The sequence below is a fragment of the Pseudomonas sp. NFACC56-3 genome, from assembly GCF_900100025.1.
GTDB classification, from domain to species: Bacteria; Pseudomonadota; Gammaproteobacteria; order Pseudomonadales; family Pseudomonadaceae; genus Aquipseudomonas; species Aquipseudomonas fluorescens_AA.
Map to the genome: position 1 here is coordinate 181,300 of NZ_FMTK01000005.1, position 24,532 is coordinate 205,831.

General features: G+C 63.3%; 18 protein-coding genes. 3 read left to right on the plus strand and 15 right to left on the minus strand.

The window, feature by feature from the left end; translation table 11 throughout:
• Positions 1–29: 29 nt before the first annotated feature.
• Genes BLO80_RS10040 through BLO80_RS10065 form a run of 6 tightly spaced genes read right to left on the minus strand, consistent with a single transcriptional unit; the run spans position 30 to position 6,873 of the window.
• Positions 30–1,667, minus strand: coding sequence for a BatD family protein (locus BLO80_RS10040; RefSeq protein ID WP_092327786.1), 1,638 nt, complete (start codon positions 1,665–1,667; stop codon positions 30–32).
• A complete protein-coding gene (locus BLO80_RS10045; RefSeq protein ID WP_092327788.1) occupies positions 1,664–3,400 on the minus strand; it encodes a VWA domain-containing protein in 1,737 nt (578 codons plus the stop codon). Before BLO80_RS10045 ends, BLO80_RS10040 begins: the two co-directional genes overlap by 4 nt.
• Entirely contained in the window at positions 3,397–4,476 is a 1,080-nt protein-coding gene (locus BLO80_RS10050) for a vWA domain-containing protein (protein ID WP_092327790.1), read from the minus strand. Before BLO80_RS10050 ends, BLO80_RS10045 begins: the two co-directional genes overlap by 4 nt.
• Positions 4,469–4,963, minus strand: coding sequence for a DUF4381 domain-containing protein (locus BLO80_RS10055; protein WP_072404505.1), 495 nt, complete (start codon positions 4,961–4,963; stop codon positions 4,469–4,471). Before BLO80_RS10055 ends, BLO80_RS10050 begins: the two co-directional genes overlap by 8 nt.
• On the minus strand, positions 4,960–5,904 hold the full coding sequence (locus tag BLO80_RS10060) for a DUF58 domain-containing protein (protein ID WP_092252313.1): 945 nt from the start codon (positions 5,902–5,904) through the stop codon (positions 4,960–4,962). The genes BLO80_RS10055 and BLO80_RS10060 overlap by 4 nt, the downstream gene beginning before the upstream one ends.
• Positions 5,905–5,913: 9 nt before the next feature.
• Positions 5,914–6,873 carry an AAA family ATPase gene (locus BLO80_RS10065; RefSeq protein ID WP_039589986.1) on the minus strand — a complete coding sequence of 320 codons (960 nt, stop codon included), beginning with the start codon at positions 6,871–6,873 and terminating at the stop codon, positions 5,914–5,916.
• A 586-nt stretch (positions 6,874–7,459) separates the two neighbouring features.
• Here BLO80_RS10065 and BLO80_RS10070 point away from each other — a divergent pair.
• Positions 7,460–7,846: a DUF6124 family protein gene (locus BLO80_RS10070; RefSeq protein WP_092327791.1), complete on the plus strand. Its 387-nt coding sequence runs from the start codon at positions 7,460–7,462 to the stop codon at positions 7,844–7,846.
• Between the two features lie 403 nt (positions 7,847–8,249).
• Here the strand turns inward: BLO80_RS10070 and BLO80_RS10075 are convergent, their stop codons facing one another.
• From BLO80_RS10075 to BLO80_RS10095, 5 genes are all read right to left on the minus strand, one after another.
• Positions 8,250–9,227 carry an NAD(P)-dependent oxidoreductase gene (locus tag BLO80_RS10075; RefSeq protein ID WP_092327793.1) on the minus strand — a complete coding sequence of 326 codons (978 nt, stop codon included), beginning with the start codon at positions 9,225–9,227 and terminating at the stop codon, positions 8,250–8,252.
• 14 nt (positions 9,228–9,241) lie between these two features.
• On the minus strand, positions 9,242–10,540 hold the full coding sequence (locus BLO80_RS10080) for an MFS transporter (protein WP_092327794.1): 1,299 nt from the start codon (positions 10,538–10,540) through the stop codon (positions 9,242–9,244).
• An 88-nt stretch (positions 10,541–10,628) separates the two neighbouring features.
• The gene (locus tag BLO80_RS10085; RefSeq protein ID WP_092327796.1) at positions 10,629–11,609 is read right to left on the minus strand and encodes a sugar kinase; all 981 of its coding nucleotides are present in this window, start codon (positions 11,607–11,609) and stop codon (positions 10,629–10,631) included.
• Positions 11,602–12,384: an apurinic/apyrimidinic endonuclease family protein gene (locus tag BLO80_RS10090; protein WP_092327797.1), complete on the minus strand. Its 783-nt coding sequence runs from the start codon at positions 12,382–12,384 to the stop codon at positions 11,602–11,604. Before BLO80_RS10090 ends, BLO80_RS10085 begins: the two co-directional genes overlap by 8 nt.
• 189 nt (positions 12,385–12,573) lie before the next feature.
• The gene (locus BLO80_RS10095; protein WP_092327799.1) at positions 12,574–13,599 is read right to left on the minus strand and encodes a LacI family DNA-binding transcriptional regulator; all 1,026 of its coding nucleotides are present in this window, start codon (positions 13,597–13,599) and stop codon (positions 12,574–12,576) included.
• A 243-nt stretch (positions 13,600–13,842) separates the two neighbouring features.
• Between BLO80_RS10095 and BLO80_RS10100 the strand changes: the two genes are divergently transcribed.
• Complete coding sequence (locus tag BLO80_RS10100; protein ID WP_092327800.1) at positions 13,843–15,996, plus strand: WG repeat-containing protein; 2,154 nt, start codon at positions 13,843–13,845, stop codon at positions 15,994–15,996.
• Positions 15,997–16,091: 95 nt separating this feature from the next.
• On the opposite strand, the gene BLO80_RS10105 is transcribed toward BLO80_RS10100, so the two are convergent.
• A complete protein-coding gene (locus tag BLO80_RS10105) occupies positions 16,092–16,445 on the minus strand; it encodes a hypothetical protein (protein ID WP_092327802.1) in 354 nt (117 codons plus the stop codon).
• A 440-nt stretch (positions 16,446–16,885) separates the two neighbouring features.
• On the opposite strand from BLO80_RS10105, the gene BLO80_RS10110 reads away from it, so the two are divergent.
• Positions 16,886–21,754, plus strand: coding sequence for an NAD-glutamate dehydrogenase (locus tag BLO80_RS10110; RefSeq protein WP_092327803.1), 4,869 nt, complete (start codon positions 16,886–16,888; stop codon positions 21,752–21,754).
• Positions 21,755–21,938: 184 nt separating this feature from the next.
• On the opposite strand, the gene BLO80_RS10115 is transcribed toward BLO80_RS10110, so the two are convergent.
• The 3 genes from BLO80_RS10115 to BLO80_RS10125 all read right to left on the minus strand — a co-directional run bounded on the left by BLO80_RS10115 (position 21,939) and on the right by BLO80_RS10125 (position 24,485).
• Entirely contained in the window at positions 21,939–22,343 is a 405-nt protein-coding gene (locus tag BLO80_RS10115; protein ID WP_092327805.1) for a cupin domain-containing protein, read from the minus strand.
• A 294-nt stretch (positions 22,344–22,637) separates the two neighbouring features.
• The gene (locus tag BLO80_RS10120) at positions 22,638–22,931 is read right to left on the minus strand and encodes a putative quinol monooxygenase (protein ID WP_092327806.1); all 294 of its coding nucleotides are present in this window, start codon (positions 22,929–22,931) and stop codon (positions 22,638–22,640) included.
• A 120-nt stretch (positions 22,932–23,051) separates the two neighbouring features.
• Positions 23,052–24,485 (minus strand): MocR-like pyridoxine biosynthesis transcription factor PdxR, encoded by a 1,434-nt coding sequence (locus BLO80_RS10125; protein WP_092327808.1) that lies wholly within the window; start codon positions 24,483–24,485, stop codon positions 23,052–23,054.
• Between the last annotated feature and the right edge of the window lie 47 nt (positions 24,486–24,532).

Genomic DNA, 24,532 nt, shown 5'->3' on the forward strand with positions numbered 1-24,532 from the left:
AAAAGCCACAACTCCCCAGGAAACCGGGTTTATTTGGGGTACAACGGCGGCAACCCGGAATCACCGGCTGAATCCAGCGCCCCTTCGGTAGGCGGGATGGTGCGGATGGCGCGCCACAGGTCTTCGCCTTGCCAATGCTGGCCGGTCTCGCTGTAGAGCGCGCCGTTGAGGCCGTCCAGGGCGTCGGACAGCGGCACGAAGCGCGCCGCCATGTCGGCCAGGGTTTCCGGCTGCTGGCGGGCCCAGGCATCCAGGGCCTGGCGGGTGGCGTGGGGGTCGTTGGCCAGGCAGGCGCGCTTGAGGTCGTCCAGCAGGGTGCGCGGGCTCGGTCCGGCCTGGGTCGAGCGCAAGATGGCCGGTTGCCAACGGGCGCGCCACCACAAGCCAAAGCCGAGCAGCGTCGTGCAGGCCAGGATCAGGCTGCTCAGTTGCCAATACCACAGGGTCTCGCTGTCGACCGTCGTCACGATCTGCGCCGTGCCGGCGGGCGTATCCACCATCAGGCTCGGATTGTTCGCCACCTGCAGGGTCCGTGCCGGGAGGCTGGTGCGGTCCAGGTGATCTTCCAGGGTGTTCCACCAGACCACTTCCACCGGTGGCAGCTCGATGGTGCCGCTGCGGTTGGGCACCAGCGCCTCGCGGTCTTCGCGGCTGCCCACCAAACCGCGTTCACTGCTGCGGCTGCTGAGTACCGGCTGGTCTGGATAACGTCGCAGGCCATTGATCTCAGTGGCCGGCAGCGGTGGTAATTGGGCGCTGGCCAGGCCTTCGGCTTCCAGGGTCAGGCTGCGGGTCAGGGAGTCGCCCACCTGACTGTGGGTCGGTTCCGGGCTCCAGCTCTCGCTCAAGGACAGGCTGCGGGCCGGCAACCAGGGCACGTCGGCCGGGTAGCTGGCGGGCTTGGGATTGACGGTCAGGCGCAATTGCTCGGAACTGACGCGCATCAACTGGCCCGGCTTGGGGCCCGAAGGCACTGCGTCCTGGGCCACCGGTTCGACCAGGGTGGCGCTGAAGGTCTGGGCCGGGATCGTCAGTTCGCCGCTGCGCTGCGGGTAGATGCCATAACGCAGTTCGATCACGCCGTGGCGCACTTCGTTGATGACCTTTTCATAGGTGCGCGATTCGCCCAGTTGTTCGGTGCGGGCATCGGGGATGTGCAGCGGCGTCAGGCTGCTGTCGTCGTACAGCGACACCGAATGGTAGATGCGCAACGTCAGGATTGCCTGGGCCTGCACATACACCTGGGTCTGGTCGAGGCTGGCCTCGATGAACACCGGTGCCAAAGTCCCGGACGCATTGCGGGTTTCGCTTTCGATGACTTGCAAGGTGATCGGCTGGCTGGTCACTTCGCCCAGTTGCAGCGGGGGAATGATCACGGTACCGCTTTGGCGCGGCAGCAGGGTGACGATCCAGCGGGTGGTGGCGCGGTTCTCGCCGTCAAGGGTCGTCAACTGGTTGACCTGACGGGTGCCGCGCACATCGAACAAGGCCTGGAGCGGGCCCAGGTCGGGTTTGCCGAACAACGTGGCGTCGTTGGATTCCAGGGTCAGCTCTACCGTTTCCCCGGAGTTCAGGCGGCTGCGGTCCACACTGGCCGTCAGCTGTGCAGCCTGGGTTCCAGAGGCCCAGAGCAGCAAGACGAGGAGGTAGGCGGTGAAGCGGGTCATGGGGTTTTTCCCTGGGCCTGATGGCTTTGCTGTTCATACCAGAATTTACGCCTGAGCAGCTCGCCGGGGTTGTCCGGAATCTGGCGCAGCCATTGTTCCATGGCCTGGCGTTGTTCTTCTTCATTGCGCTGGCCGGCGGCGGGACGCAGCGGCGGCGTGGTGGTCTGCTCGTCAGGCAGTTCACTGCCCGGCACATCTTGGGCGGTGGGCGCTTGCGCGGTTCGCGGGGGCTGGGATTCGTCCGGTGTCGCGGTTGCCTCGGCGGAGGGCTGGCCCGCTTCGGAAGATTGACTCGTCGAAGTGCTATCCGGCGTTTGCTCGGCCTGGCCCGGTCCCTCGCGTTCGACGGGCTTGGGCTCTGGCGTCGGTGGTGCCTGTTCGTTCAACAGGTTCTGCACCAGGGCCTTGTTGGTCTGGGCCGGGCGCAGGTCGGGTTGCAATTCCAGGGCTTGTTCATAGGCGTCCAGTGCGGCTTCCAGCTCACCGCTTCGGGCCAGGGCATTGCCGCGATTGTAGTGGGCACGGGCGTCGTTGCCTTCGGCGAAGCGCCGGGCGGCTTCGCTGTATTGGCCGGCTTCGTACAGGGCGACGCCTTGCCATTGGCTGTCTTCGAAGTGGGCGGCGGCTTCGGCGGGGCGCTTTTGCTTGAGCAAGTGCTGGCCCTGTTGGTCGGGGCGCAACCACAAGTCCTGGAATTCGAAAGCGTGGCCGGTTTGCGGCAAGACGAACAGCAGCGGCAGGCAGAACAGCCAGCCTCGACGCCCGGCGCAAGCGGCCAGCAGCAACAAGGGCAGGAGCAGCCAATAACCCTGGTCGGCCCAGGTGTCCAGGCGCAACGTCTGGCCGTCGCTGCGCAGATGGCGAGGACCGTCCAGCAGACCCAGGCCGCGCAGGTCGCTGTCGTCCAGCCGCGCCGGCCGGTAGTGGCCGTCCAGCTCGTTGGCGAAGGCCTTGAGGCCCGGGTTGTCCAGGCGCGGTACCAGGATCGAACCCTGGGCGTCCTTGAGGTAACTGCCGTCGTCCTGGGCCACCGGCGCGCCTTCGCGGGTACCGATGCCCAGCATCAGCCATTGCGTGGCGGAACCGTCCAGGACCTGGCGGATGCCTTCACGTTCCTGCTCGTTCAACGACGAGCCGATCAGCAGGATCCGACCGTGGCCGAGTTCACCCTGGTCCAGCAGGGCCATGGCCTTATGAACGGCCAGGTCGGCGCGATGGCCGCCTTGGGGCATGATCGATGGCGCGAGGGCTTCGAGCAGGTTGGTGCTGGTGGCCAGGTCGTCGGACAGCGGCACCAGCGTGTGGGCGCTGCCGGCATAGACGATGATCGCGGTCTGGGCATCGCTGCGGTTCTGCAACAGGTCCAGCAGCTTGCGCCGGGCTTGTTCCAGGCGCGTGGGCGGGACATCGGTGGCGAGCATTTCCGGGGTCAGTTCCAGTATCACTACCAGCGGATCGGCGGGTTTCTGGCTGGTCTGTTCGACCCGCGCCCAGCTTGGCCCCAGCAACGCCAGCACGATCAACAGCCAGCCCAGGCCCAGGGCAATCCACGGCAGCCGGCTTTCCCGACCACTGCCGCCGCTGAGCAGTACCGCATGAAAGGCCGGCGGCAGGATCATCTGCCAGCGGCCCACCCGTTTTTGCCGATGCCACAGTTGCCAGAGCAACCAGCCCAGCAACGGCAGCAGTAACACGAACCAGGGGCGCAGCCAGTGTGGCCAGAGGGCGATCATCGACGCCTCCGCAAGCGCAGGCGCTTGAGCCGCTGGCGCCACTCGGTATGTTGGGACGGCTGGAACAGCGGCTGGTTGAACAGGCGTTGCAGTGGATTGTCCGGCCAGCGCGCCCGGACCACCAGCAATAGGCTCAACAGCAGCGCAGCGGCCAGGGGCCAGTGATACAGCGCCAGGGCAGGGCGTGCCTGGGTCGGTTGCTGGGTCACCGGTTCGAGCTGGTCGAGGGTGGTCTTGATCGCCAGCAATTGCTCACCATCCTGGGCACGAAAATAGCGACCGCCCGTGACCTGGGCAATGTCCTTGAGCGACGCCTCGTCGAGGTCCAGGCTCGGGTTGACGCCGAGGAAGCCCGCCGTGCCACTTTGTTCCGGGTCGGCACCAATGCCGATCGGGTAGATTTTCACGCCTTCGTCGGCGGCCAGCCGCGCGGCGGTCAGCGGGTCGATTTCGCCGCCGTTGTTGGCGCCGTCGGTGACCAGGATCAGTACGCGACTGTGGGCCGGACGCTGGCGCAGGCGCTTGAGGGCCAGGCCGATGGCGTCGCCGATGGCGGTATTTTTGCCGGCGATGCCGATGCGCGCCTCGTCGAGCCAACGACGCACGGTGCGGCGGTCGAAGGTCAGCGGTGCCTGCAAGTAGGCCTGGCTGCCGAACAGGATCAGGCCGACCCGGTCACCTTCGCGGCTTTCGAGAAAATCCCCGAGCATGTGCTGGACCAGCGCGAGGCGACTGACGTCTTCGTCCTTCCACTGCATGTCGGGAAAGTCCATGGAGCCCGAGACGTCCACTGCCACCAGCAGGTCGCGACCGCTGGCGGCAATGGGCAGCGGTTCCCCCAGCCACTGCGGTCGTGCAGCGGCGATCAGCAACAGCAGCCAGAGCAGGATGAAGGGCGCTTGTTGCCGCCAGGTCGGCAGATTGGCCCGGGCCCGACGGCCCACCAGGCCTTCCAGGTCGCCGAGGAAGCTGACCTTGAGCGCCGGCTCGCCACTGTCGGCCGCCGGCAGCACCAGGCGCATCAGCCAGGGCAGCGGCAACAGGGCGAACACCCAGGGCCAGGCGAATTCAAACATGTTTGCGAATCCAGATTTCGACCGCCTGGGTCAGGCCGGCGATGGCTTTGTCATCGAGCTTGCATTCGGGCTTGTAGGCGCCTTCCACCAGTATCATCCAGCGCGTCAAGCCAGCGGCCGGGCAGCGGTTATCCAGGAAGGCCAGCCATTTGCGCCCGTTGAGGGTGTGGCTCTGGCTGTAGGGGTAGTGATTGCGACACAGGCGCTTGAGCAGCCCGTTGAGCTGCTGCAACCAGGCACCGGCCGGCGCGCCGTCGTAGGGCTTGGGCAGCCGGGCGAGTTCGGCCAGGGCGGCCAGGCGCACCGGGTCCAGGGGCTGCTCGCTGCGTTCGGCGGTGCGCTTGGCGGGAATGAATCGGCGCAATTGCCACAGCCCCAGGCCCAGCAACGGTAGCATCAGCAGTAGCAACCACCAGCCCGGCGCGGGCGGCCAGAAGCCAATGGGCGGTGGCGCCATCAGCGGCTGCAATTGATCGAGACTGCTCATCGGCTTTTCCCGGCCCGCTTGGGGTTCAGGTAGTCGCGCAACTGCTCGACCATGTCGCCCTGGGTGCTCAGGGGCATCATCAGTATTCGCAGCTTTTGCGCTAGCAATTCCCAACGCGCCTGGCGTGCCTCGGCCTGGGCGCGATAGGCCTGGCGCAGTTCGAAATTCAGGGTGTCGAGCTCCAACTGCGCACCACGCTGGGCGAAGCGCAGCAAACCGGCGGCGGGCAAGGCATGATCCAGCGGGTCCGACAGCGGCAGCAGCAACAGGTCGCAATGGCGCGACAGCAGGCTCAGTTGCTGTTCGGCGCTGTCGGACAACGCACGCTCGTCGCAAATCACGATCACCAGGCTGCCGGGCCGCAGCACTTCCCGGGCCCGACGCAGGGCGATGCCGAACGAGTCGCGGTCCGGCTCGCCCTCGGTGTGCAATGACTGATTGACCCGCACCAGACGGTTGAGCAATTGCAACAGGCTCTGCTTGCTGCGCCGGGGCTTGACCTCGTAATGGGTGTTGTTACCGAACACCAGGCCGCCGACCCGGTCGTTATGCCCCAGCGCGGCCCAGCCGATCAGGCTGGCGGCCTGGGCGGCGAGTACCGACTTGAACATCAGCCCCGAGCCGAAGAACAGCCGGTGGCTTTGCTCGATCATGATGAAGATCGGCCGCTCCCGCTCTTCGTGGAACAGCTTGGTGTGAGGCTCCTGGGTCCGGGCGGTGACGCGCCAGTCGATGGTGCGCACGTCGTCGCCGGCCTGGTAGACCCGCACCTGGTCGAAATCCACCCCGCGCCCGCGCAGCTTGGAGTGGTGCAGGCCGATCAGCGGGCTGCGCTGGCCCGGTGTCGAGAACAGTTGCACCTCGCGCACGCGATGGCGCATCTCGATCAGCTCCGAAAGGCTGACGCGGATGCCCGGTGCGGGCGCCAGGGGGTTATTCATGACTCATGCTCAAGCGACAGCGACGACGTCGAGAATCCGCTGCACGACCCGGTCCTGGTCGATGCCGGCGGCCTCGGCTTCGAACGACAGGATGATGCGATGGCGCAGCACGTCGAACAGCACGGCCTGGATATCTTCCGGGCTGACAAAGTCGCGCCCGGCCAGCCAGGCGTGGGCACGGGCGCAGCGGTCAAGGGCGATGGAACCCCGCGGACTGGCGCCGTAGGCGATCCACTCGGCCATTTCCGGATCGAACTTGGCCGGGTTGCGGGTGGCCATGATCAGTTGCACCAGGTACTCCTCCACGGCGTCGGCCATGTACAACCCGAGGATTTCCTTGCGTGCGGAGAAGATCGCCTGCTGGCTCACGCGGCGCTCGGGCTTGGTCTCGCCGTTCAGCGCTTCACCCCGGGCCTGCTGCAGGATGCGGCGTTCCACGGCAGCATCGGGAAAACCGATCTTGACGTGCATCAGGAATCGGTCGAGCTGGGCTTCGGGCAGCGGGTAGGTGCCTTCCTGCTCGATCGGGTTCTGCGTGGCCATCACCAGGAACAGCGGCGACAGTTCATACGTGCTGCGCCCGACGCTGACCTGGCGTTCGGCCATGGCTTCGAGCAGGGCCGACTGGACTTTGGCCGGGGCACGGTTGATTTCGTCCGCCAGCACCAGGTTATGGAAGATCGGCCCTTGCTGGAACACGAAACTGCCGGTTTCCGGCCGGTAGATTTCCGTGCCGGTAATGTCGGCGGGCAGCAGGTCGGGGGTGAACTGGATACGATGGAACTGCGCCTCGATGCCCTCGGCCAGCTCTTTGATGGCCTTGGTCTTGGCCAGCCCAGGCGCGCCTTCCACCAGCATATGACCGTCGGCGAGCAAGGCGATGAGCAGGCGCTCGATGAGTTTTTCCTGGCCGAGAATCTGCGTTGAAAGAAAGGTTCGCAGCGCAAGCAGCGCTTCACGATGTTCCATCGGTGACTGTTCCTGGAAAGGGTGGCCCCAGGCGTTCGGATAACGCCGGGGCTGGGGGCGTTACTTTAATGCATGGCAGGGGGTGGCGACTAACGGGATTTTGATTGGCCGTGTGAATTGTGATCGGCTTGGAAAGATTGTGGGGGTGGGTTTGCTTGCCATGAATCCCGCCCGGCCAGGCGCACTTACTCTGTGGTGAGGGAGCTTGCTCCCGCTTGAGTGCGAAGCACTCACAAAGTGAAGGGGTGTTTATCGGGATGTAGGAGTGCTCTGGAACAGGCTACGTTGTCTTGCGCCATTGCCTACAACTGCGCCAGAATCCGCCGGCTTGTGCGCTTGGGAGGCAGATTCTATCGTTTCCGGGTCGCTGATGAATCAGCGATCGGGTTTGGTAGCCCGGCTTTTGACTTGTCGCACAGCCCCTGCAACAGAGGCCTTTTTGGTATCTGTTTTATGGCGGTCATGCGCAGGGCGTCTTCGGACGCGCCGGTTCTCCAAGTCACCGGTCTACCAACCCGCGTATGGCCGCCACCTTCGTTTGGTAGCGAGGTTGATGGTCTCCTTTTTCTGATTTGGAGATTCATTCATGTTCAAAGTAACCCCGAACCCACCGAACACCGATCCAACGTCACCGCGTCCAAAAACCAAGTCTCAAAAACACGACGAAGTCACCGACCGAGTCCTCGACCATTACCTGAACCCCAAACCGGACAAAGCCGAAGCAGAACCTGCGCCCGGCCAACTCTTCACCGTCAACAAAGACATCGACACCGAAAGCCTGCTTGCCAACCTCAGCGAAACCCTGGCTTCGGCCAATGCCATGGTCAATGACCTGGCTTTCGACCTGGACGGTTCGCGCCGACATTTCCTCCTGGGCATTCAGCAACTGATCGAACTGGGCGGTCTGCTGGCGAACCGTGCACTGGACAACATCGAAGCCCGTCAGCGACATAGCCCTTGTGGCATTCCTTAAATCCTGGGCAAGCCGCAAAAACCTGTGGGAGCCGAGCTTGCTCGCGATGGCGGCGGTATATCCAACATAGATGGAGCCTGACCCACCGCTATCGCGAGCAAGCTCGGCTCCCACAGGTTTGATCGTTCCCACGCTCTGCGTGGGAATGCATCCTGTGACGCTCTGCGTCACCTTGCAGAAGCGGCACGCGGAGCGTCCCTGGCGGCGTTCCCATGCGGGAGCGTGGGAACGATCAAAACCCATTGTGGCGAGGGAGCTTGCTCCCGCTGGGCTGCGCAGCAGACCCGAAGCCCGCCACCTCGGTGTATCAGGCAGGCCGTATCCAGCCCTTTAAGGGTCGCTTCGCAACCCAGCGGGAGCAAGCTCCCTCGCCACACAAGCGCTGCTGTGTTCGGATGATTGCTCAGCCTACCCACGCCCCCGCATTCACCAGATTCACCGGCCGCTCACCCACCAATGCCGCCAACAGGTTGTCCACCGCACAGCGCGCCATTGCTTCCCGGGTCTCGTGGGTGGCCGAGCCCATGTGCGGTGTCGCCACCACGTTGTCCATCTGCAACAGCGGCGAATCCGCACTCAAGGGCTCGCGCTCGAAGACATCCAGCCCCGCGCCACGGATCTGGCCGTTGCGCAGGGCGTCGATCAGTGCCGCTTCATCCACCACTTTGCCTCGGGAGATGTTGATGAAGAGGGTCTCGGGACGCATTCGGGCAAACGCCTGCGCATCGATCAGCCCTTGGGTTTCAGCCGTCAAGGGCAAGGTCAGGCAAACGAAGTCCGCCTGCTGCAACAATGTTTCGAGGCTGCAATAGCGTGCGTTGAAACGCTGCTCGACCGCGGGCTTGGGCGAATGGCTGTGGTAGAGCACCGGCATGCCGAAGCCGAAGTGCCCGCGCTGGGCCAAGGCTTCGCCGATGCGCCCCATGCCGATGATGCCCAGGGTCTTGCCATGGACGTCGGTGCCGAAATGGCGGGGGCCGATGCTCTGTTGCCAGCCGCCGCTGCGCACCAGGTTGGCCAGTTCCACCACGCGCCGGGCGGTTGCCAGGATCAGGGCGAAACCGGTGTCCGCGGTGGTTTCGGTGAGCACGTCCGGGGTATTGGTCAGCAGGATCCGACGTTCGGTCAGGTAGTCGATGTCGTAGTTGTCGACCCCCACCGAGACACTGGCGATGGCTTGCAGGTTCGGCGCCAGGTCCAGCAGCGCCGCATCCAGCTTGAGGCTGGCGCCCAGCAGGCCGTGGGCCGTGGGCAGGGCATCGCGCAGTTGTGCCAGGCCCTGGGCATCGAGGCGTTCGATGAGCGTGACTTGAGCCTGGGCTTGCAGGCGAGCCATCAATTGAGGTGACAGCGTTTTGTACAACACCACGTGCTTTTTCATGGATGGGTCTCGATTCAGGAACGGGCGGGCGCCGGGTTTGGCGTCGCGGGGTGGGAGACGGTCCGGTCGCTGGCGCCGGGCTTGAGGGCGAGGGTCAGCACGACCGACAGCAGCAAGGCGCCGCTCATCAGCAGGAAGGACATGCCAGGGGAGCCAGTGGTGCCGTTGAGGTAGCCCACCAGGTACGAGCCGCCGAACGAACCCAGCGCGCCCATGCTGTTGATCAACGCCATGGCGCCGCCGGCGACATTGGCCGGGAGGATTTCCGGAACGATGGCGAAGAACGGACCGTAGGGCGCGTACATGCAAGCGCCGGCGACCACCAGCAAGCCATAGGACCACCAGAAGTGCTCGGCCCCCAGCAGGTAGGACGCGTAGAACGCGATGGAGGCGATCAGCAGCGGCGGCCAGACGAAACGCTTGCGCTTCTGCGCCTTGTCCGACGCCCAGGACACCACCAGCATGCCGATCACCGCGGCCAGGTACGGCAAGGACGACAGCCACCCGGCCTCGACCATGTTCATCTGTAGGCCGGCCTTGAGGATCGACGGCAACCACAACACAAACCCGTAGACGCCGATGCTCCAGCAGAAAAACTGCAACGCCAGGATGATCACCTTGGGAGAGCGGAAGGCTTCGGCGTAGTTCTTCACCGCCTTGATGCCGACCTGTTCGGCGGCCAAGGCACTTTCCAGATCATGTTTTTCCTGGTCGCTGAGCCACTTGGCCTGGGCCGGGCGATCATCGGCCAGGCGCCACCAGACAAAGGCCCAGAGCACCGCCGGCAGGCCCTCGATGATGAACATCCAGCGCCAGTCGAATCGCTGCACCAGGTAACCCGAGACCACGGACATCCACAGCATGGTCACCGGGTTGCCGAGGATCAGGAAGGTATTGGCGCGCGAGCGTTCGGCACGGGTGAACCAGTGGCACAGGTACACCAGCATCGCCGGCATCACCGCGGCCTCGACCACTCCGAGCATGAAGCGGATCACGATCAGCCAGTAGGCGTTGGCGACCACGCCCGTCAGGGTGGCCAGCGACCCCCAGAGGATCAGGCTGACGAAGATCAGCTTCTTCACACTGTGCTTTTGCGCGTAGATCGCCCCCGGGACCTGGAAGAAAAAGTAGCCGAGGAAAAACAGGGCGCCCAGCAGCGACGAAAGCCCTGGGGTGATCATCAGGTCCTTGGCCATGCCCGAGGCGGCGGCAAATCCATAATTGGCCCGGTCGAGGTAGGCCAGGCTGTAGGTGATGAAGACGATGGGCATGATGTACCACCAGCGGCGGGTGGCGAGGTTGAGCGTTTGCATGTCGTTGACTCCTGAGCTTGTTGTTTTTGTTTGCAGCAGGTGTGTTTTGCGGTGGCCTCTATCGCGAGCAAGCTCGCTCCCACAGGGGTTAACTCGATCCCCTGTGGGAGCGAGCTTGCTCGCGATAGGCGGTTTCAAATTCAGCCAATAACTCAAGGCGCGTCGGCAACCCTTCCATATCCCCACGGCTCTGCACCGCGCGGCTGCCAATCCAATTGGCGCGCTGTACGGCCTCGGTGATGGCCTGGCCTTCGAGCAATGCGCTGATCAGGCCCACGGCGAAGCCATCACCGGCGCCCACGGTGTCCACCACGTGGGCCACCGGCACGCCGGGGATGACGCCCTGGTCCAGCGCCGTGCGGTAATAGGCCCCGTCCGCGCCGAGCTTGATCACGACGATTTCGGCACCTTGGTCCAGGTAGAACGCGGCGATGTCGGCCGGGTCGTCGAAGCCGGTCAGCAGCCGGCCTTCGCCGAGCCCCGGCAAGACCCAGTGGGCGAGGGCGGCGAGGCGATTGATTTCAGTGATCATCGTCGACTCGCTGCCCCATAGGCTTGGCCTCAGGTTAGGGTCGAACGACAGGCTGCGGCCGGCCGCGCGCATACGGCTCATCAATTCGAAGGACATCTCGCGGGCCGTGCCCGACAGCGCCGGGACGATGCCGGTGGCGTGCACGTGACGGGCCTCAAGCAGCGCAGGCGCGATGGAGCTGATCGACAGATGACTGGCCGCCGAGCTGCGCCGGAAATACTCGACTTGCGGGTCGCTGCCATCGACGGTGAGGGACTTGAACTGGAAGCCGGTGGGGTGCTTCGGGTCGACCGTCACGTGGCGACAATCCAGGCCCTCGTTTTCCAGGGTCTGCGTCACGAAGCGCCCCAGGGAATCGGCGCCGACCCGACTCAGCCACGCCACCTTGAAGCCCAGCCGCGACAGGCCGATGGCCACGTTGCTGTCGGCCCCCGCAATGCGCTTGTGAAACTGGTCGACGCTGGCCAGGTCACCGCGCTGATCCGCTACCAGCATTGCCATGGTTTCGCCGAACGACAACACATCGAACTCAGACATGGGCAGGCTCCTGGCGCGATTGCCCGAGGCGGGACAGGGTGGCGACATGGCTGGCGGTCAATTGCAGCAGGTCATCGTCTTGCAGCGGGTACTCGGCGGCGCGCATCACGCCGGCGGGCATGTGTTTGAGCAGTTGTTCCCACACGTGCAGGTCGGTCATGGCCGGAGGCACGGCGACGAGTTTGCCGTCGGCGCGCCGGGCCACGGCCTTGCAGTGCACATACGCCACATACCGTCCGAGCTGTCGGGCGGCCACGGCGGCCGATTGGTCCTGCCATTGCCAGTTGCCAATGTCGAAGGTCATGGCGACGGGCAGCCCTTGGTGCTCCACCGCGGTGAAGAACCGTTGCAACGGTTCGATCCGCCCGCCCTGCAAGGTCTGGTCGTTTTCCACCAGCAACTGCACCGGGCTGGCGGCGAGCACCTGGGCCAGCGCCGACAGGTCATTGGAGTCGGTGAAATGACCGAGGGAGACTTTCAGCCAGGTCGAACCGAACGCCTCGCCGCGTTGCAGGGTCAGCGCCAGGGCGGGGTTGGGCCTGGACTGGCCGGGGAGCCACAGTTCCAGGGGGGACGAAAAAATACTCTGCAGCCCCTGGGCCCGGGCAGCGGCGGCCAGTTCAGCGGGCTGTTCGGTGGTGAGCAATTCTTCGCGCCATTCGATGCGCGAGGCACCGGCGGCGGCCAACAGATCGATGAAACGGCCTTGGCCATGCTGCCGCACCAGGTCGGCGCCGTAGCTGGAAAGACTGATGGAGACGGGTGGGTTGTGCATTGTTGTTGTACCTCTGAAACCGGTTTCAGTTTTGTTCAAAAAAAGGGTTCAAAAAAAGGGTTCAAAAAAGCGTTCAAAAAAGGGGTGTGCTTCAGGGCCTCATCGCGAGCAAGCTCGCTCCCACAGGGATCTTCAGTGCGCCACAGATCCCGTGTGGGAGCGAGCTTGCTCGCGATAGGGCTTTTACACTCACCGAAGATTCCCCCGCGTCGACCCACGCTCAATCAACCGCGCCGCAAAATCCAGGGTCCGCACCGGCCCGTTGTCACCGCGCAAGCGCTTGAGCAGGCATTCGAACGCGCTGGCGCCGATCTGCGCTGTCGGTTGGGCCAGGGCCGTGATGCCGCTGCCCACCAAGGGGTACCAATCCAAATCATCGAGGGCGATCAGGCCCACGTCGTCGAACAAGTGACAACCCAGCTCGCGCAACACCGTCGTCGCGGCCAGGGCGGCAATGCCATTGGCGCAGAACAACGCCTTGGGGCCATGGCCAGGCTGGGCAAGAAAGGTCTTGATACGCGTAGTCAACTGATCGCAGGTTTCCACCACGGTGCCGGCCAGGGCAGGCCGTCGTTGGATGCCGGCCTTGAAACTCTCGACCCGCTCGATTCGCGAACTGGTGCCGTCGAACGGTTCGGTCACCAGCAACAGATCGCGGTAGCCCCGTTGTTCGAGGTGATCGAGGGCCATTTCGATGGCCGCCGGGTTGTCCAGCCCGACCAGGTCGCTGTCGAGCCGATCGACCTTGCGATCCACCAGCACCAGGGGCATTTCGCTGCGCAGCTCGAACAGTTCGTTACGGTGATGACCCAAGGTGTTCACGATCAGCCCTTCGATGTTGTAGGCGCGCAACAAGGCCAGGTGTTGGCGTTCCTGCTCGTCGTCGCGGTCGGTGTTGCACACCACCAGGCTGTAGCCATGGCGACGGCAGGCGGTTTCCACGCCATGCATCACGGCAATCGAATAAGGGTTGCGGATATCGGCCACCAGCATGCCGATCAAGCGCGTGCGCCCGCGCTTGAGGCCGCGAGCCATCTGGTTCGGCCGGTAGCCCAGCTCGCTGATGGCCTGCTCGATGCGCCGGGCGATGGCCTCGGAGAGCAGGGCACGGTCTTCGCCAATGAAACGCGAGACACTGGCCTTGGAGACCCCGGCGCGTTCGGCGACATCAAGCATGGTTACGCGGCTGCGCTGGGCGGCGGAGAAAGAATTCACGGATTGAAACCTGCTTATTGGATTTATTAGTGGCTCTGAAACCGGTTTCAGGAAACACCAGAACCCAATCGGTCGTCAAGGGCGACGTGTCGCAGGCACGACCGGCGGTGGTTCGCTTGCGTCGGACAGTGGCGACGATCCAGACAGACTTTCATCAGCGCCGGGCCACCCAGGGGATTTGCAGCGCGCAAGGCCGTGTGCTTAGCTGCCTTCCTCCCCAGCCCTTTGACTGTCGAAACCACCATGAACTTTACCCAGCCTCGTGTGAGAATGCTGTCGATACTGAGTGTGACCTTGTTGGTGGTGGGCTGTGCGTCCTATTACCTGTTTCGCCACAGCGGCGCGCCGGTAGATGAAGGTTTCGCCGCCGAGCAACTGAACCAAGGAGGCCTGGAAGACATCGGTACTCTGGCAGCGCCCGAGGTGGAAAAACGCCTCAATTACTTGATTCAGGACACCGGTGAAACCCTCAGGTCCCTGGAGCTGATCAGTGGCGCGCAATTGAGCCTGACCCTTTCGACGACCGAGCCCGAAGTCGAGCAGCCGTTGCAATACGAGCCGCTGTTTGTCCCGTTCACCAGCGCGCAACTGAAGGCTGAACTGGCGTCGATCCAAGGCCTGCGTTTTACCCAGCGGCTGTTTGCCGAGGGGTCCGAGGTACGGCTGGATACCAGCCGCCTCGATCCGCTCTGGAAGCGCGCCGCCACGCCGGAGGAGCCGGCGGCCGAGCAGTACCTGCCGCAGCGCTTGCGTTTTCGCGATGGCAGCGAAAAAGCCTTCGCCGAGCTCAAGGTGTCGCCCCAGGTCGAGTCCGACGACACAATCTCGTCCCATGACACCTTCGCCCTGTCGGTGAACAAATCTCTGGCGAGTCTTGGTCTCACGGTCGCTTATCGCAGCTACCCGGCGTTCAAGAAAGTGGTGCTGGACAAGGATCACCCCAAAGTGACCCTGGACGACGGCCAGTCCTTCCAGCTCACTGCCTTGGGTGATGACAGCGCGTCCGTGCGGTTGAGTACGCCGAAATTGTCCACCTTCGTGGTACAGGGGCTGGATGACGCGGGCAGGGCGCTCTACAGCAACGGGAACAATGCCCGGGCGTTCCCCTCCGATAGTGATATCGCGGCGTTGCATGAGTATTACAACGCGCTGCTGCAGACCAAGGACGATCTCAAGCAGCTCAAGACCGGCCAGGCGGTGCAACAGCAGTTGCAGCGCCTGACCGAGGCGCTGGCCGCTCGGGTGGGGCCGTTAAAAAACACCGAGGTCGACTATCGATTCGAGGCCACCCCGCAACGTATCGTCATCCATGTGCTCGATCCGATGGAAGACAACACCGTTGAGTTCGCCCAGGTCGACAATGTCCTTGCAGCACAAGCGCGTTACATCGCCCTGGACCGGAACGCCGAGCGCTATGGCTTCATCGATCAGGCTGGCCAGTGGTTGATCAAGCCCCGTTGGGTGCAGGTGCAAGATAGCCAGATGGCCGATACCTACGCGTTGTTTTCCCCGGAGAAGTCCAGCGACCCGGAGTCGGAGTGGCAGGCGTTGCGCAGCCAGCTCGCCTATTTCCCCGCCGGTAGCAACACGCTCGTAGAGCTGCCGTTCGAATACATCACCGAGGCGTTGAGCAATGGCCTGCTGTTGGTGGAGCGCGAAATCAACGGTCCTTATGGGCTCTACGATGCCAAGCGTCATCGTTTCGTGTTGCCGATGAAGTTCGTCGACCCTACCGTGACCGACAACGTGTTCGTCGCCCGTCTCGGCAAGCGAACCGATGCCATGGAAGGCCTGTACGGCGCCTATACCCTGGACGGCAAAGAGATCCTGCCGACGCAGTTCTCGGGCATCGAGTACCGCGAGGGGGTGCTCTACGCCAGTTCCGTCGATCGGAGTCGTCAAGACGTGTTCGACCTACAAGGTAAACGGATCAACCTTCAGGGTGACAACGTGATAGGCCGGTTTGTCGGGCAACAACCGCTGTTGGTGCAGGATACTAAAAGCCGGAAATTCGCTTTTATCGATCGCCAGGGCGCGCGGCTACCCATCAAGCTGCCGTATGACGAAGTGACGCCGTTTTCCAACGGCATGGCGGTGGTCGGACGCGATGGCCGCTACGGTGCCATCGACCTGGCGGGCAGGTTGCAGGTCCCGCTGGATTACAACCAGATCAGCGCGTTCCAGACCCACTACGCCGCGGCCATCCGGGCCGATGCTGGTTCCGGCCTGGTCTTGATCAGCCGGGACAACAAGGTGATCAAGGAACTGGGGTCCTACACCAGCCTGGACGTGCCGGATAACGGCAATGAGGCTCGTTACTACGTGAGGGATCCGAATGACAGTGACGAGTACCTGGTTTATGACGCCGATGGCAATCTAGTGAAGACAGACGAATAAAGGCTGATGCACTGATCCGATGGTGAGGGAGTTCGCTCCCGCTGGTTGTACAGGAATTGGCGAGCGAGACACAGGAGCGTGTTCGTGTCCGGATCTCAGAGCTGGCTTATATAGGTCCCTGTCCCCTTGAGGATGTTCTGCAGCGTCAGTTCCACTTCCGCCAGGTCCGCCGCATCGGTGTCGTGGGTGATCTCCAGCACATCGTCGCCGTTGAGCGCATCGGCATCCGCTGCCGCAATTTCAATCAGCAAGCGGGTCGGGCTGAGGGTGACCTTGACGCCGTCCAGTGTCGAAGGCTCTCCATCGAGGGCTATTTCCAGTTCGTCTTCGTCGGGGTAGCGCGTCATCAGGAACATTTCGCCCTGGGCGCTGTGGCAGCAGAGCATGGCCATGTTGTCTTCTTCTTCATCACACGGGTTGGCGATCAGAAGGGCGGTGGTCATTTGCATGGTGATGGTTCCTGGCTCGATGAGCCCTGCGGGTACGAAAAGGAGATTTTGCCAGCCTGGGAGAATTTCTGCTGGGTTAGCTGGATCCAGCCCGATTTAACGCCGCCAGGTGTCGTTTGTCCCGCAGGCTGCTAGGGTTGTTCGAGGCGTACCGCTAGCCGATGACCGAATATGTCGCAGCGCTGCAAGCAGGCAGGTTGTCGCACTCGTTAAGCTGCGCAACGGATGTGCACCTGCCAAGGCCACCCCAGGGTGTTTTTTGCAGGTGTCCATGACATGAAATTACATGGAAAAGGATGTGACCCGCGGGTCCTGTCCAGCTTCACCCACCTGTCATCCTGTTTCCTCTGCCCGAGAATCAGGAACGGGGTGGCCGACAGCCCCGCAAGGGGTTGCACGCGACGCTTTCATCAATAACAAGCCCAAGCGGAGTACCACAGATGGCGTTCTTCACCGCAGCCAGCAAAGCCGACTTCCAGCACCAACTGCAAGCGGCACTGGCGCAGCACATCAGTGAACAGGCACTGCCACAAGTGGCGCTGTTCGCTGAACAATTCTTCGGCATCATTTCCCTCGATGAACTTACCCAACGCCGGTTGTCCGACCTCGCCGGCTGCACCCTGTCTGCCTGGCGCCTGCTTGAGCGCTTCGATCACACGCAACCGCAGGTGCGTGTCTACAACCCCGATTACGAACGCCACGGCTGGCAGTCGACCCACACGGCCGTGGAAGTGCTGCACCACGACCTGCCGTTCCTGGTGGACTCGGTCCGCACCGAGCTGAACCGTCGCGGCTACAGCATCCACACCCTGCAAACCACTGTGCTGAGCGTGCGTCGCGGCAGCAAGGGCGAGTTGCTGGAAATCCTGCCAAAAGGCACCCAGGGCGACGACATCCTGCAAGAATCGTTGATGTACCTGGAAATCGACCGCTGCGCCAACGCCGCCGAACTCAACGTCCTGAGCAAGGAACTTGAGCAAGTGCTGGGCGAAGTGCGCGTGGCCGTGGCTGATTTCGAACCGATGAAAGCCAAGGTCCAGGAAATCCTCGACAGCCTGGACAGCAGCGCCTACGCCATCGACGCTGATGAAAAGAGCGAGATCAAGAGCTTCCTGGAATGGCTGGTGGGTAACCACTTCACCTTCCTGGGCTACGAAGAGTTCGTGGTGCGCGATGAGGCCGACGGCGGTCACATCGAGTACGACCCCGACTCGTTCCTCGGCCTGACCAAATTGCTGCGCGCCGGCCTGACCGCCGAAGACCTGCGCATCGAAGACTACGCCGTCGCCTACCTGCGCGAGCCGACGCTGTTGTCGTTCGCCAAGGCCGCGCACCCGAGCCGCGTACACCGTCCGGCCTACCCGGACTACGTGTCGATCCGTGAAATCGACGCCAGCGGCAAGGTCATCAAGGAATGCCGTTTCATGGGCCTGTACACCTCTTCGGTGTATGGCGAGAGCGTGCGGGTCATCCCGTACATCCGTCGCAAGGTCGCGGAAATCGAGCGCCGCTCGGGCTTCCAGCCCAAGGCGCACCTGGGCAAGGAACTGGCCCAGGTGGTCGAAGTGCTGCCCCGTGACGATCTGTTCCAGACCCCGGTGGACGAGTTGTTCAGCACCGTCATGTCCATCGTGCAGATCCAGGAACGCAACAAGATCCGTGTGTTCCTGCGCAAAGACCCGTATGGCCGTTTCTGCTACTGCCTGGCCTACGTGCCACGTGACATCTATTCCACCGAAGTGCGCCAGAAGATCCAGCAAGTGCTGATGGATCGCCTGAAGGCCTCGGACTGCGAGTTCTGGACCTTCTTCTCCGAATCCGTGCTGGCCCGTGTGCAGTTGATCCTGCGGGTGGACCCGAAAAACCGTCTCGACATCGATCCGGTCTTGCTGGAAAAGGAAGTGGTCCAGGCCTGCCGCAGCTGGAAGGACGACTACGCCAGCCTGGTCATCGAAAGCTTCGGCGAAGCCCAGGGCACCAACGTGCTGTCGGATTTCCCGAAAGGCTTCCCGGCCGGCTACCGCGAGCGCTTTGCCGCGCACTCGGCCGTGGTCGACATGCAGCACCTGCTGAACCTGAACGAAAAGAACCCGCTGGTCATGAGCTTCTACCAGCCGCTGGGCCAGGTCTCCGGCCAGCGCGAGCTGCATTGCAAGCTGTATCACGCCGACACGCCGCTGGCGCTGTCCGACGTGCTGCCGATCCTGGAAAACCTCGGCCTGCGCGTGCTGGGTGAATTCCCGTACCGCCTGCGCCACACCAACGGCCGCGAGTTCTGGATTCACGATTTCGCGTTCACCGCCGCCGAAGGCCTGGACCTGGACATCCAGCAACTCAACGACACCTTGCAGGATGCCTTCGTCCATATCGTGCGTGGCGATGCCGAGAACGATGCGTTCAACCGCCTGGTGCTGACCGCCGGCCTGCCATGGCGCGACGTGGCGCTGCTGCGTGCCTACGCCCGTTACCTGAAGCAGATCCGCCTGGGCTTCGACCTGGGTTACATCGCCAGCACCCTGAACAACCACACCGACATCGCTCGCGAACTGACCCGGTTGTTCAAGACCCGCTTCTACCTGGCGCGCAAGCTCAGCGGCGATGACCTGGAAGACAAGCAGCAGCGCCTGGAGCAGGCGATCCTCTCGGCCCTGGACGACGTCCAGGTGCTCAACGAAGACCGCATCCTGCGTCGCTACCTGGACCTGATCAAGGCCACCCTGCGGACCAACTTCTACCAGACCGACGCCAACGGCCAGAACAAGTCCTACTTCAGCTTCAAGTTCAACCCGCACCTGATCCCGGAACTGCCCAAGCCCGTACCGAAGTTCGAGATCTTCGTCTACTCGCCACGGGTCGAAGGCGTGCACCTGCGCTTCGGCAACGTCGCCCGCGGTGGCCTGCGCTGGTCCGACCGTGAAGAAGACTACCGCACCGAAGTGCTGGGCCTGGTGAAAGCCCAGCAAGTGAAGAACTCGGTGATCGTGCCGGTGGGCGCCAAGGGTGGTTTCCTGCCCCGTCGCCTGCCGCTGGGCGGCAGCCGGGACGAGATCGCGGCCGAGGGCATCGCCTGCTACCGCATCTTCATCTCGGGCCTGTTGGACATCACCGACAACCTCAAGGACGGCGCGCTGGTACCGCCGACCAACGTCGTGCGTCATGACGACGATGACCCGTACCTGGTGGTCGCCGCGGACAAGGGCACTGCGACCTTCTCCGACATCGCCAACGGCATTGCCATCGACTACGGCTTCTGGCTGGGCGATGCGTTCGCCTCCGGCGGTTCGGCCGGCTACGACCACAAGAAAATGGGCATCACCGCCAAGGGCGCGTGGGTCGGCGTGCAGCGCCACTTCCGCGAGCGCGGCATCAATGTCCAGGAAGACAGCATCACCGTGGTGGGCGTCGGCGACATGGCCGGCGACGTGTTCGGCAACGGCCTGTTGATGTCCGACAAGCTGCAACTGGTCGCGGCCTTCAACCATCTGCACATCTTCATCGACCCGAACCCGGAGCCCGCCAGCAGCTTTGCCGAGCGCAAGCGCCTGTTCGATCTGCCGCGTTCGGCCTGGACCGACTACGACACCAGCATCATGTCCGAAGGCGGCGGTATCTTCTCGCGCAGCGCGAAGAGCATCGCCATCTCGCCGCAGATGAAAGAACGCTTCGACATCAAGGCCGACAAACTGACCCCGACCGAGTTGCTCAACGCCTTGCTCAAGGCGCCGGTGGACCTGTTGTGGAACGGCGGTATCGGCACCTACGTCAAGGCCAGCACCGAAAGCCACGCCGATGTCGGCGACAAGGCCAACGATGCGCTGCGCGTGAACGGCAACGAACTGCGCTGCAAGGTCGTGGGCGAGGGCGGTAACCTGGGCATGACCCAACTGGGTCGCGTCGAGTTCGGCCTGCATGGCGGCGCCACCAACACCGACTTCATCGACAACGCGGGCGGCGTGGACTGCTCCGACCATGAAGTGAACATCAAGATCCTGCTCAACGAAGTGGTGCAGGCCGGCGACATGACCGACAAGCAACGCAACCAGTTGCTGGCGAGCATGACCGACGAAGTCGGTGGCCTGGTGTTGGGCAACAACTACAAGCAGACCCAGGCCCTGTCCCTGGCGGCACGCCGCGCCTTCGTGCGGATCGCCGAATACAAGCGCCTGATGAACGATCTGGAAGCCCGGGGCAAGCTGGACCGCGCCATCGAGTTCCTGCCGACGGAAGAGCAACTGGCCGAACGTGTCGCGGCGGGCCATGGCCTGACCCGTGCCGAACTGTCGGTGCTGATCTCCTACAGCAAGATCGACCTCAAGGAAGCGCTGCTCAACTCCTTGGTACCGGACGACGATTACCTGACCCGTGACATGGAAACCGCGTTCCCGCCGACGCTGGTCAGCAAGTTCTCCGAGGCCATGCGTCGCCATCGCCTCAAACGCGAGATCGTCAGCACCCAGATCGCCAACGACCTGGTCAACCACATGGGGATCACCTTCGTTCAACGGCTCAAGGAGTCGACGGGCATGAGCCCGGCGAACGTGGCCGGTGCCTATGTGATCGTGCGCGATATCTTCCACCTCCCGCACTGGTTCCGGCAGATCGAAGCCCTGGACCACCAGGTGTCGGCCGATGTGCAACTGGAGCTGATGGACGAGCTGATGCGCCTGGGGCGTCGTGCCACGCGCTGGTTCCTGCGCAGCCGTCGCAACGAGCAGAACGCGGCCCGTGACGTCGCTCACTTCGGTCCGCACCTGGCCGCGTTGGGCCTCAAGCTCGACGAACTGCTGGAAGGCCCGACCCGTGAAGGCTGGCAGACCCGTTACCAGGCCTATGTGGCCGCTGGCGTGCCGGAGTTGCTGGCGCGCATGGTTGCTGGCACCACGCACCTGTACACCTTGCTGCCGATCATCGAGGCGTCCGACGTCACCGGCCAGAACGCCGCCGATGTGGCCAAGGCTTACTTCGCTGTGGGCAGCGCCCTGGACATCACCTGGTACCTGCAACAGATCAGCGCACTGCCGGTGGAAAACAACTGGCAGGCACTGGCCCGTGAAGCGTTCCGCGACGACATCGACTGGCAGCAACGGGCGATCACCATCTCGGTCCTGCAGGAGGGCGACGGTTCCCAGGACGTGGAAACCCGCCTGGCGCTATGGCTGGAGCAGCATCACAGTATGGTCGAGCGCTGGCGTGCGATGCTGGTGGACATTCGTGCCGCCAGCGGTACCGACTACGCCATGTACGCGGTTGCCAACCGCGAACTGCTGGACCTGGCGTTGAGTGGTCAGGCGGTCGTGACGGCCAACTGATCCGGCGTTGAATGAAAAAGCCCCGCATTGAGAGATGCGGGGCTTTTTTTGCTTTCAGGATTCACTGTGCCCCCTGTGGGAGCGGGCTTGCTCGCGATAGCGGTGGGTCAGCGACATTGAACTTGACTGATACACCGCCATCGCGAGCAAGCTCGCTCCCACAGGATGGCTTGTAGTGCGACTGTCAGTTCTTCAACGGTATCAATACCGCTTCATCCTCTCCCATCACCATGAACACCAGCAATTTCGCCGGTTGGCTCGTACTGGCGTTTTTCGACACCAGGTGCTCGGAACCCGCCGCTTCATACCAGAACTCCCCGGCCTTGTAGGTCTTCGCCGGCTCGCCCTTGACCTGGGAGGTGATGGCGCCTTCCAGCACATAGGCCATGGCCGTGCCTTCGTGTTTGTGGGCAATGGACGCTTGGCCGGGGGCATAGTTGACGGTCAGCATCATGGCTTTTTTGCCTGGAACGTTTTTCAGCAGTTGCTCCTGCAACACCGTGACCTTCTCCGAAGGCGTTGCTTCGTGGGCGTAGGTATGGGTAATGGGCAGCAGGCTGAGGGCGGCGATCAGATAGAGGGTTTTCATGGGGCATGGACCTTTTTTCGAGTGATTTCGCGCTGGAGCGGCGATGGGTTCACCCTAAGCCCCAGGGTGGGGCAAACAAACGTCCAATCTTTCGGAAGGTGGGTAGACCAATGGGTGGGCGGCGAATTTCCATCAGGATGGCCCGCACCCCCGTGGCGAGGGAGCTTGCTCCCGCTGGGTGGCGAAGCCGCCCCAACCGGAACGCCGCCACTGTTCAGGCAGACCGCATCAGCCGGTTTACGACTGCTGCGCAGCCGAGCGGGAGCAAGCTCCCTCGCCACAGGGTAAGAGCGCTCAGACAACCGGAAAACTATTGAAATCCACGCTTCGAGCCAGGCGGTTGTCGATCAGGCTGATGAAGCCTTGCACCTCCGGACAGTTGAAGTGGGCTTGCATGGCCGCCTCCGAGTGCCAGCGGGCGCTGACGTTCCAGCGGTCGCCATCGTCCGGGCAACGGTCGACCAGGTAGGCATCGCAGCCTGGCTGGGCGCGCAGGGTCTCGACGATTTGCTGCAATTGCCGGCCCAGTTCTTCCGAGCGACCGGCGGCGGCTTGCACCTGTACGGTATTGATCACTTGGCGAGACATCGTTTCAGACTCCTGAATCAAGTCGGACAGAGGTGTTCACGAATAATGACACCCGTGCAGGATAGGCCTGGCGGCGCGAGGCTCAAACAGCCAATGGGCGGATAAATGCCCAGTCCAATCTCAGGCCACCTGCTGCAGAATGTCGCGCAAACGGTCGAGGGCGATGTCGATGTCCAGGGTTTCGATAGCGCCGAAACCGAAAAACAGGCCCGGCCGCACGGGCACATCATTGAAAAAACCACTGAGGCTGTAGAGCCCGACCTCGGCTTTTTTCGCCAGCTCGATCACCAGCGCCAGGTCCACCGGGACCTTGCACAACACGGCCATATGAAAGCCCGCGGTGGTGGGCACGGCCTCGAACCAGGGCGACAAGTCCCCGGCCATGCGCGCCAGGATCCGCTCGCGACGCCCGGCGTACAGGGTGTGGCAGCGGCGGATGTGCTTGAGCAGGCAGCCCTCGGCGATGAATTTGGCCAGTGCCCATTGGGGCAGGGTGGAGGTGTGCTGGTCGGTGAGACGCTTGGCCAGGATCACCGCCTCAAGGATCGCCGGCGGCAGGATCGCGTAGCCGAGCCGCAGCTCCGGCAGCAGGGTCTTGGAGAAGGTGCCGACGTACGCGACGATCCCGCGCTCATCCAGGCTCTGCAATGAATCGGCGGGCCGGCCTTCGTAGCGGAATTCGCTGTCGTAGTCGTCTTCGATGATGATCGCCCCCAGCTCATAGGCTCGGGCCAGCAAGGCCTCGCGGCGGGCCTGGCTCATGGGCATGCCCAGGGGGAACTGGTGGGAGGGCGTCACATAAATCAACCGCGTGCCGTCGGGGATCAGGTCTACCCGCATGCCTTGCTCGTCCACTGGCACCCCGGCCACCGTGGCGCCCTGGGAGCCGAACAGCAAGCGCGCCGGCGGATAACCCGGATCTTCCATGGCCACCAGGCTGCCGGGACGGGTCAACACCCGCGAGATCAGGTCCAGGGCCTGTTGCGCGCCGTTGCACACCACGACGTCTTCGTCCTGGCAATTGACCCCGCGGGAAAACGCGATGTGCCGGGCAATGGCACTGCGCAGCGACGGCAGGCCTTCGGGCTGGCTGTAGAAACCCTTGGCACTGGCGATCTGGCGTAGCGCGTGGGCGGTGCAGCGCCGCCAGTCGTCCAGCGGAAACTGGCCCTTGCCGGTGGCGCCGCCGATAAAGTCGTAACGCAACGCACCTTCGAGAGTGGGGTGGCGCATCAGGTCCGGCATGGTGCGCCAGGCCTCGACGACCTCGGCACCGGCCAGTTCGCGGTGGCTTTGCTTGCGTACCACTTTGGCCGGCCGCGCATTGACGTAGGTGCCCTTGCCGATGATGCCGGTGAGGAAGTTCTCGTAGGTCAGTTGGGCGTAGGTGTCGGAGACGGTCTTGCGCGAGACACCCAGTTGCTCGGCCAGCAGACGACTGGGCGGCAGTTGGGTGCCGGCGGCCAGGCGGCCACTCTCGATGGCGTTGCGCAATTGTTGATACAGCTGGCCCGACAGGTCCTTGCGGCCGTTGATGACGACATGAAGTTCCATACCCGCAAGCTCCTGGGCGATTGTTCGGCGGCCAGCGTCAAAGGCGC

Coding starts and splice junctions, on each gene's coding strand:
- BLO80_RS10085 (WP_092327796.1), bottom strand. CDS start 11,609: ATGTCTGAGTTCGATGTGTTGTCGTTCGGCGAAACCATGGCAATGCTG.
- BLO80_RS10090 (WP_092327797.1), bottom strand. CDS start 12,384: ATGCACAACCCACCCGTCTCCATCAGTCTTTCCAGCTACGGCGCCGAC.
- BLO80_RS10115 (WP_092327805.1), bottom strand. CDS start 22,343: ATGAAAACCCTCTATCTGATCGCCGCCCTCAGCCTGCTGCCCATTACC.
- BLO80_RS10120 (WP_092327806.1), bottom strand. CDS start 22,931: ATGTCTCGCCAAGTGATCAATACCGTACAGGTGCAAGCCGCCGCCGGT.
- BLO80_RS10100 (WP_092327800.1), top strand. CDS start 13,843: ATGAACTTTACCCAGCCTCGTGTGAGAATGCTGTCGATACTGAGTGTG.
- BLO80_RS10055 (WP_072404505.1), bottom strand. CDS start 4,963: ATGAGCAGTCTCGATCAATTGCAGCCGCTGATGGCGCCACCGCCCATT.
- BLO80_RS10050 (WP_092327790.1), bottom strand. CDS start 4,476: ATGTTTGAATTCGCCTGGCCCTGGGTGTTCGCCCTGTTGCCGCTGCCC.
- BLO80_RS10060 (WP_092252313.1), bottom strand. CDS start 5,904: ATGAATAACCCCCTGGCGCCCGCACCGGGCATCCGCGTCAGCCTTTCG.
- BLO80_RS10080 (WP_092327794.1), bottom strand. CDS start 10,540: ATGCAAACGCTCAACCTCGCCACCCGCCGCTGGTGGTACATCATGCCC.
- BLO80_RS10075 (WP_092327793.1), bottom strand. CDS start 9,227: ATGAAAAAGCACGTGGTGTTGTACAAAACGCTGTCACCTCAATTGATG.
- BLO80_RS10070 (WP_092327791.1), top strand. CDS start 7,460: ATGTTCAAAGTAACCCCGAACCCACCGAACACCGATCCAACGTCACCG.
- BLO80_RS10040 (WP_092327786.1), bottom strand. CDS start 1,667: ATGACCCGCTTCACCGCCTACCTCCTCGTCTTGCTGCTCTGGGCCTCT.
- BLO80_RS10065 (WP_039589986.1), bottom strand. CDS start 6,873: ATGGAACATCGTGAAGCGCTGCTTGCGCTGCGAACCTTTCTTTCAACG.
- BLO80_RS10105 (WP_092327802.1), bottom strand. CDS start 16,445: ATGCAAATGACCACCGCCCTTCTGATCGCCAACCCGTGTGATGAAGAA.
- BLO80_RS10110 (WP_092327803.1), top strand. CDS start 16,886: ATGGCGTTCTTCACCGCAGCCAGCAAAGCCGACTTCCAGCACCAACTG.
- BLO80_RS10045 (WP_092327788.1), bottom strand. CDS start 3,400: ATGATCGCCCTCTGGCCACACTGGCTGCGCCCCTGGTTCGTGTTACTG.
- BLO80_RS10125 (WP_092327808.1), bottom strand. CDS start 24,485: ATGGAACTTCATGTCGTCATCAACGGCCGCAAGGACCTGTCGGGCCAG.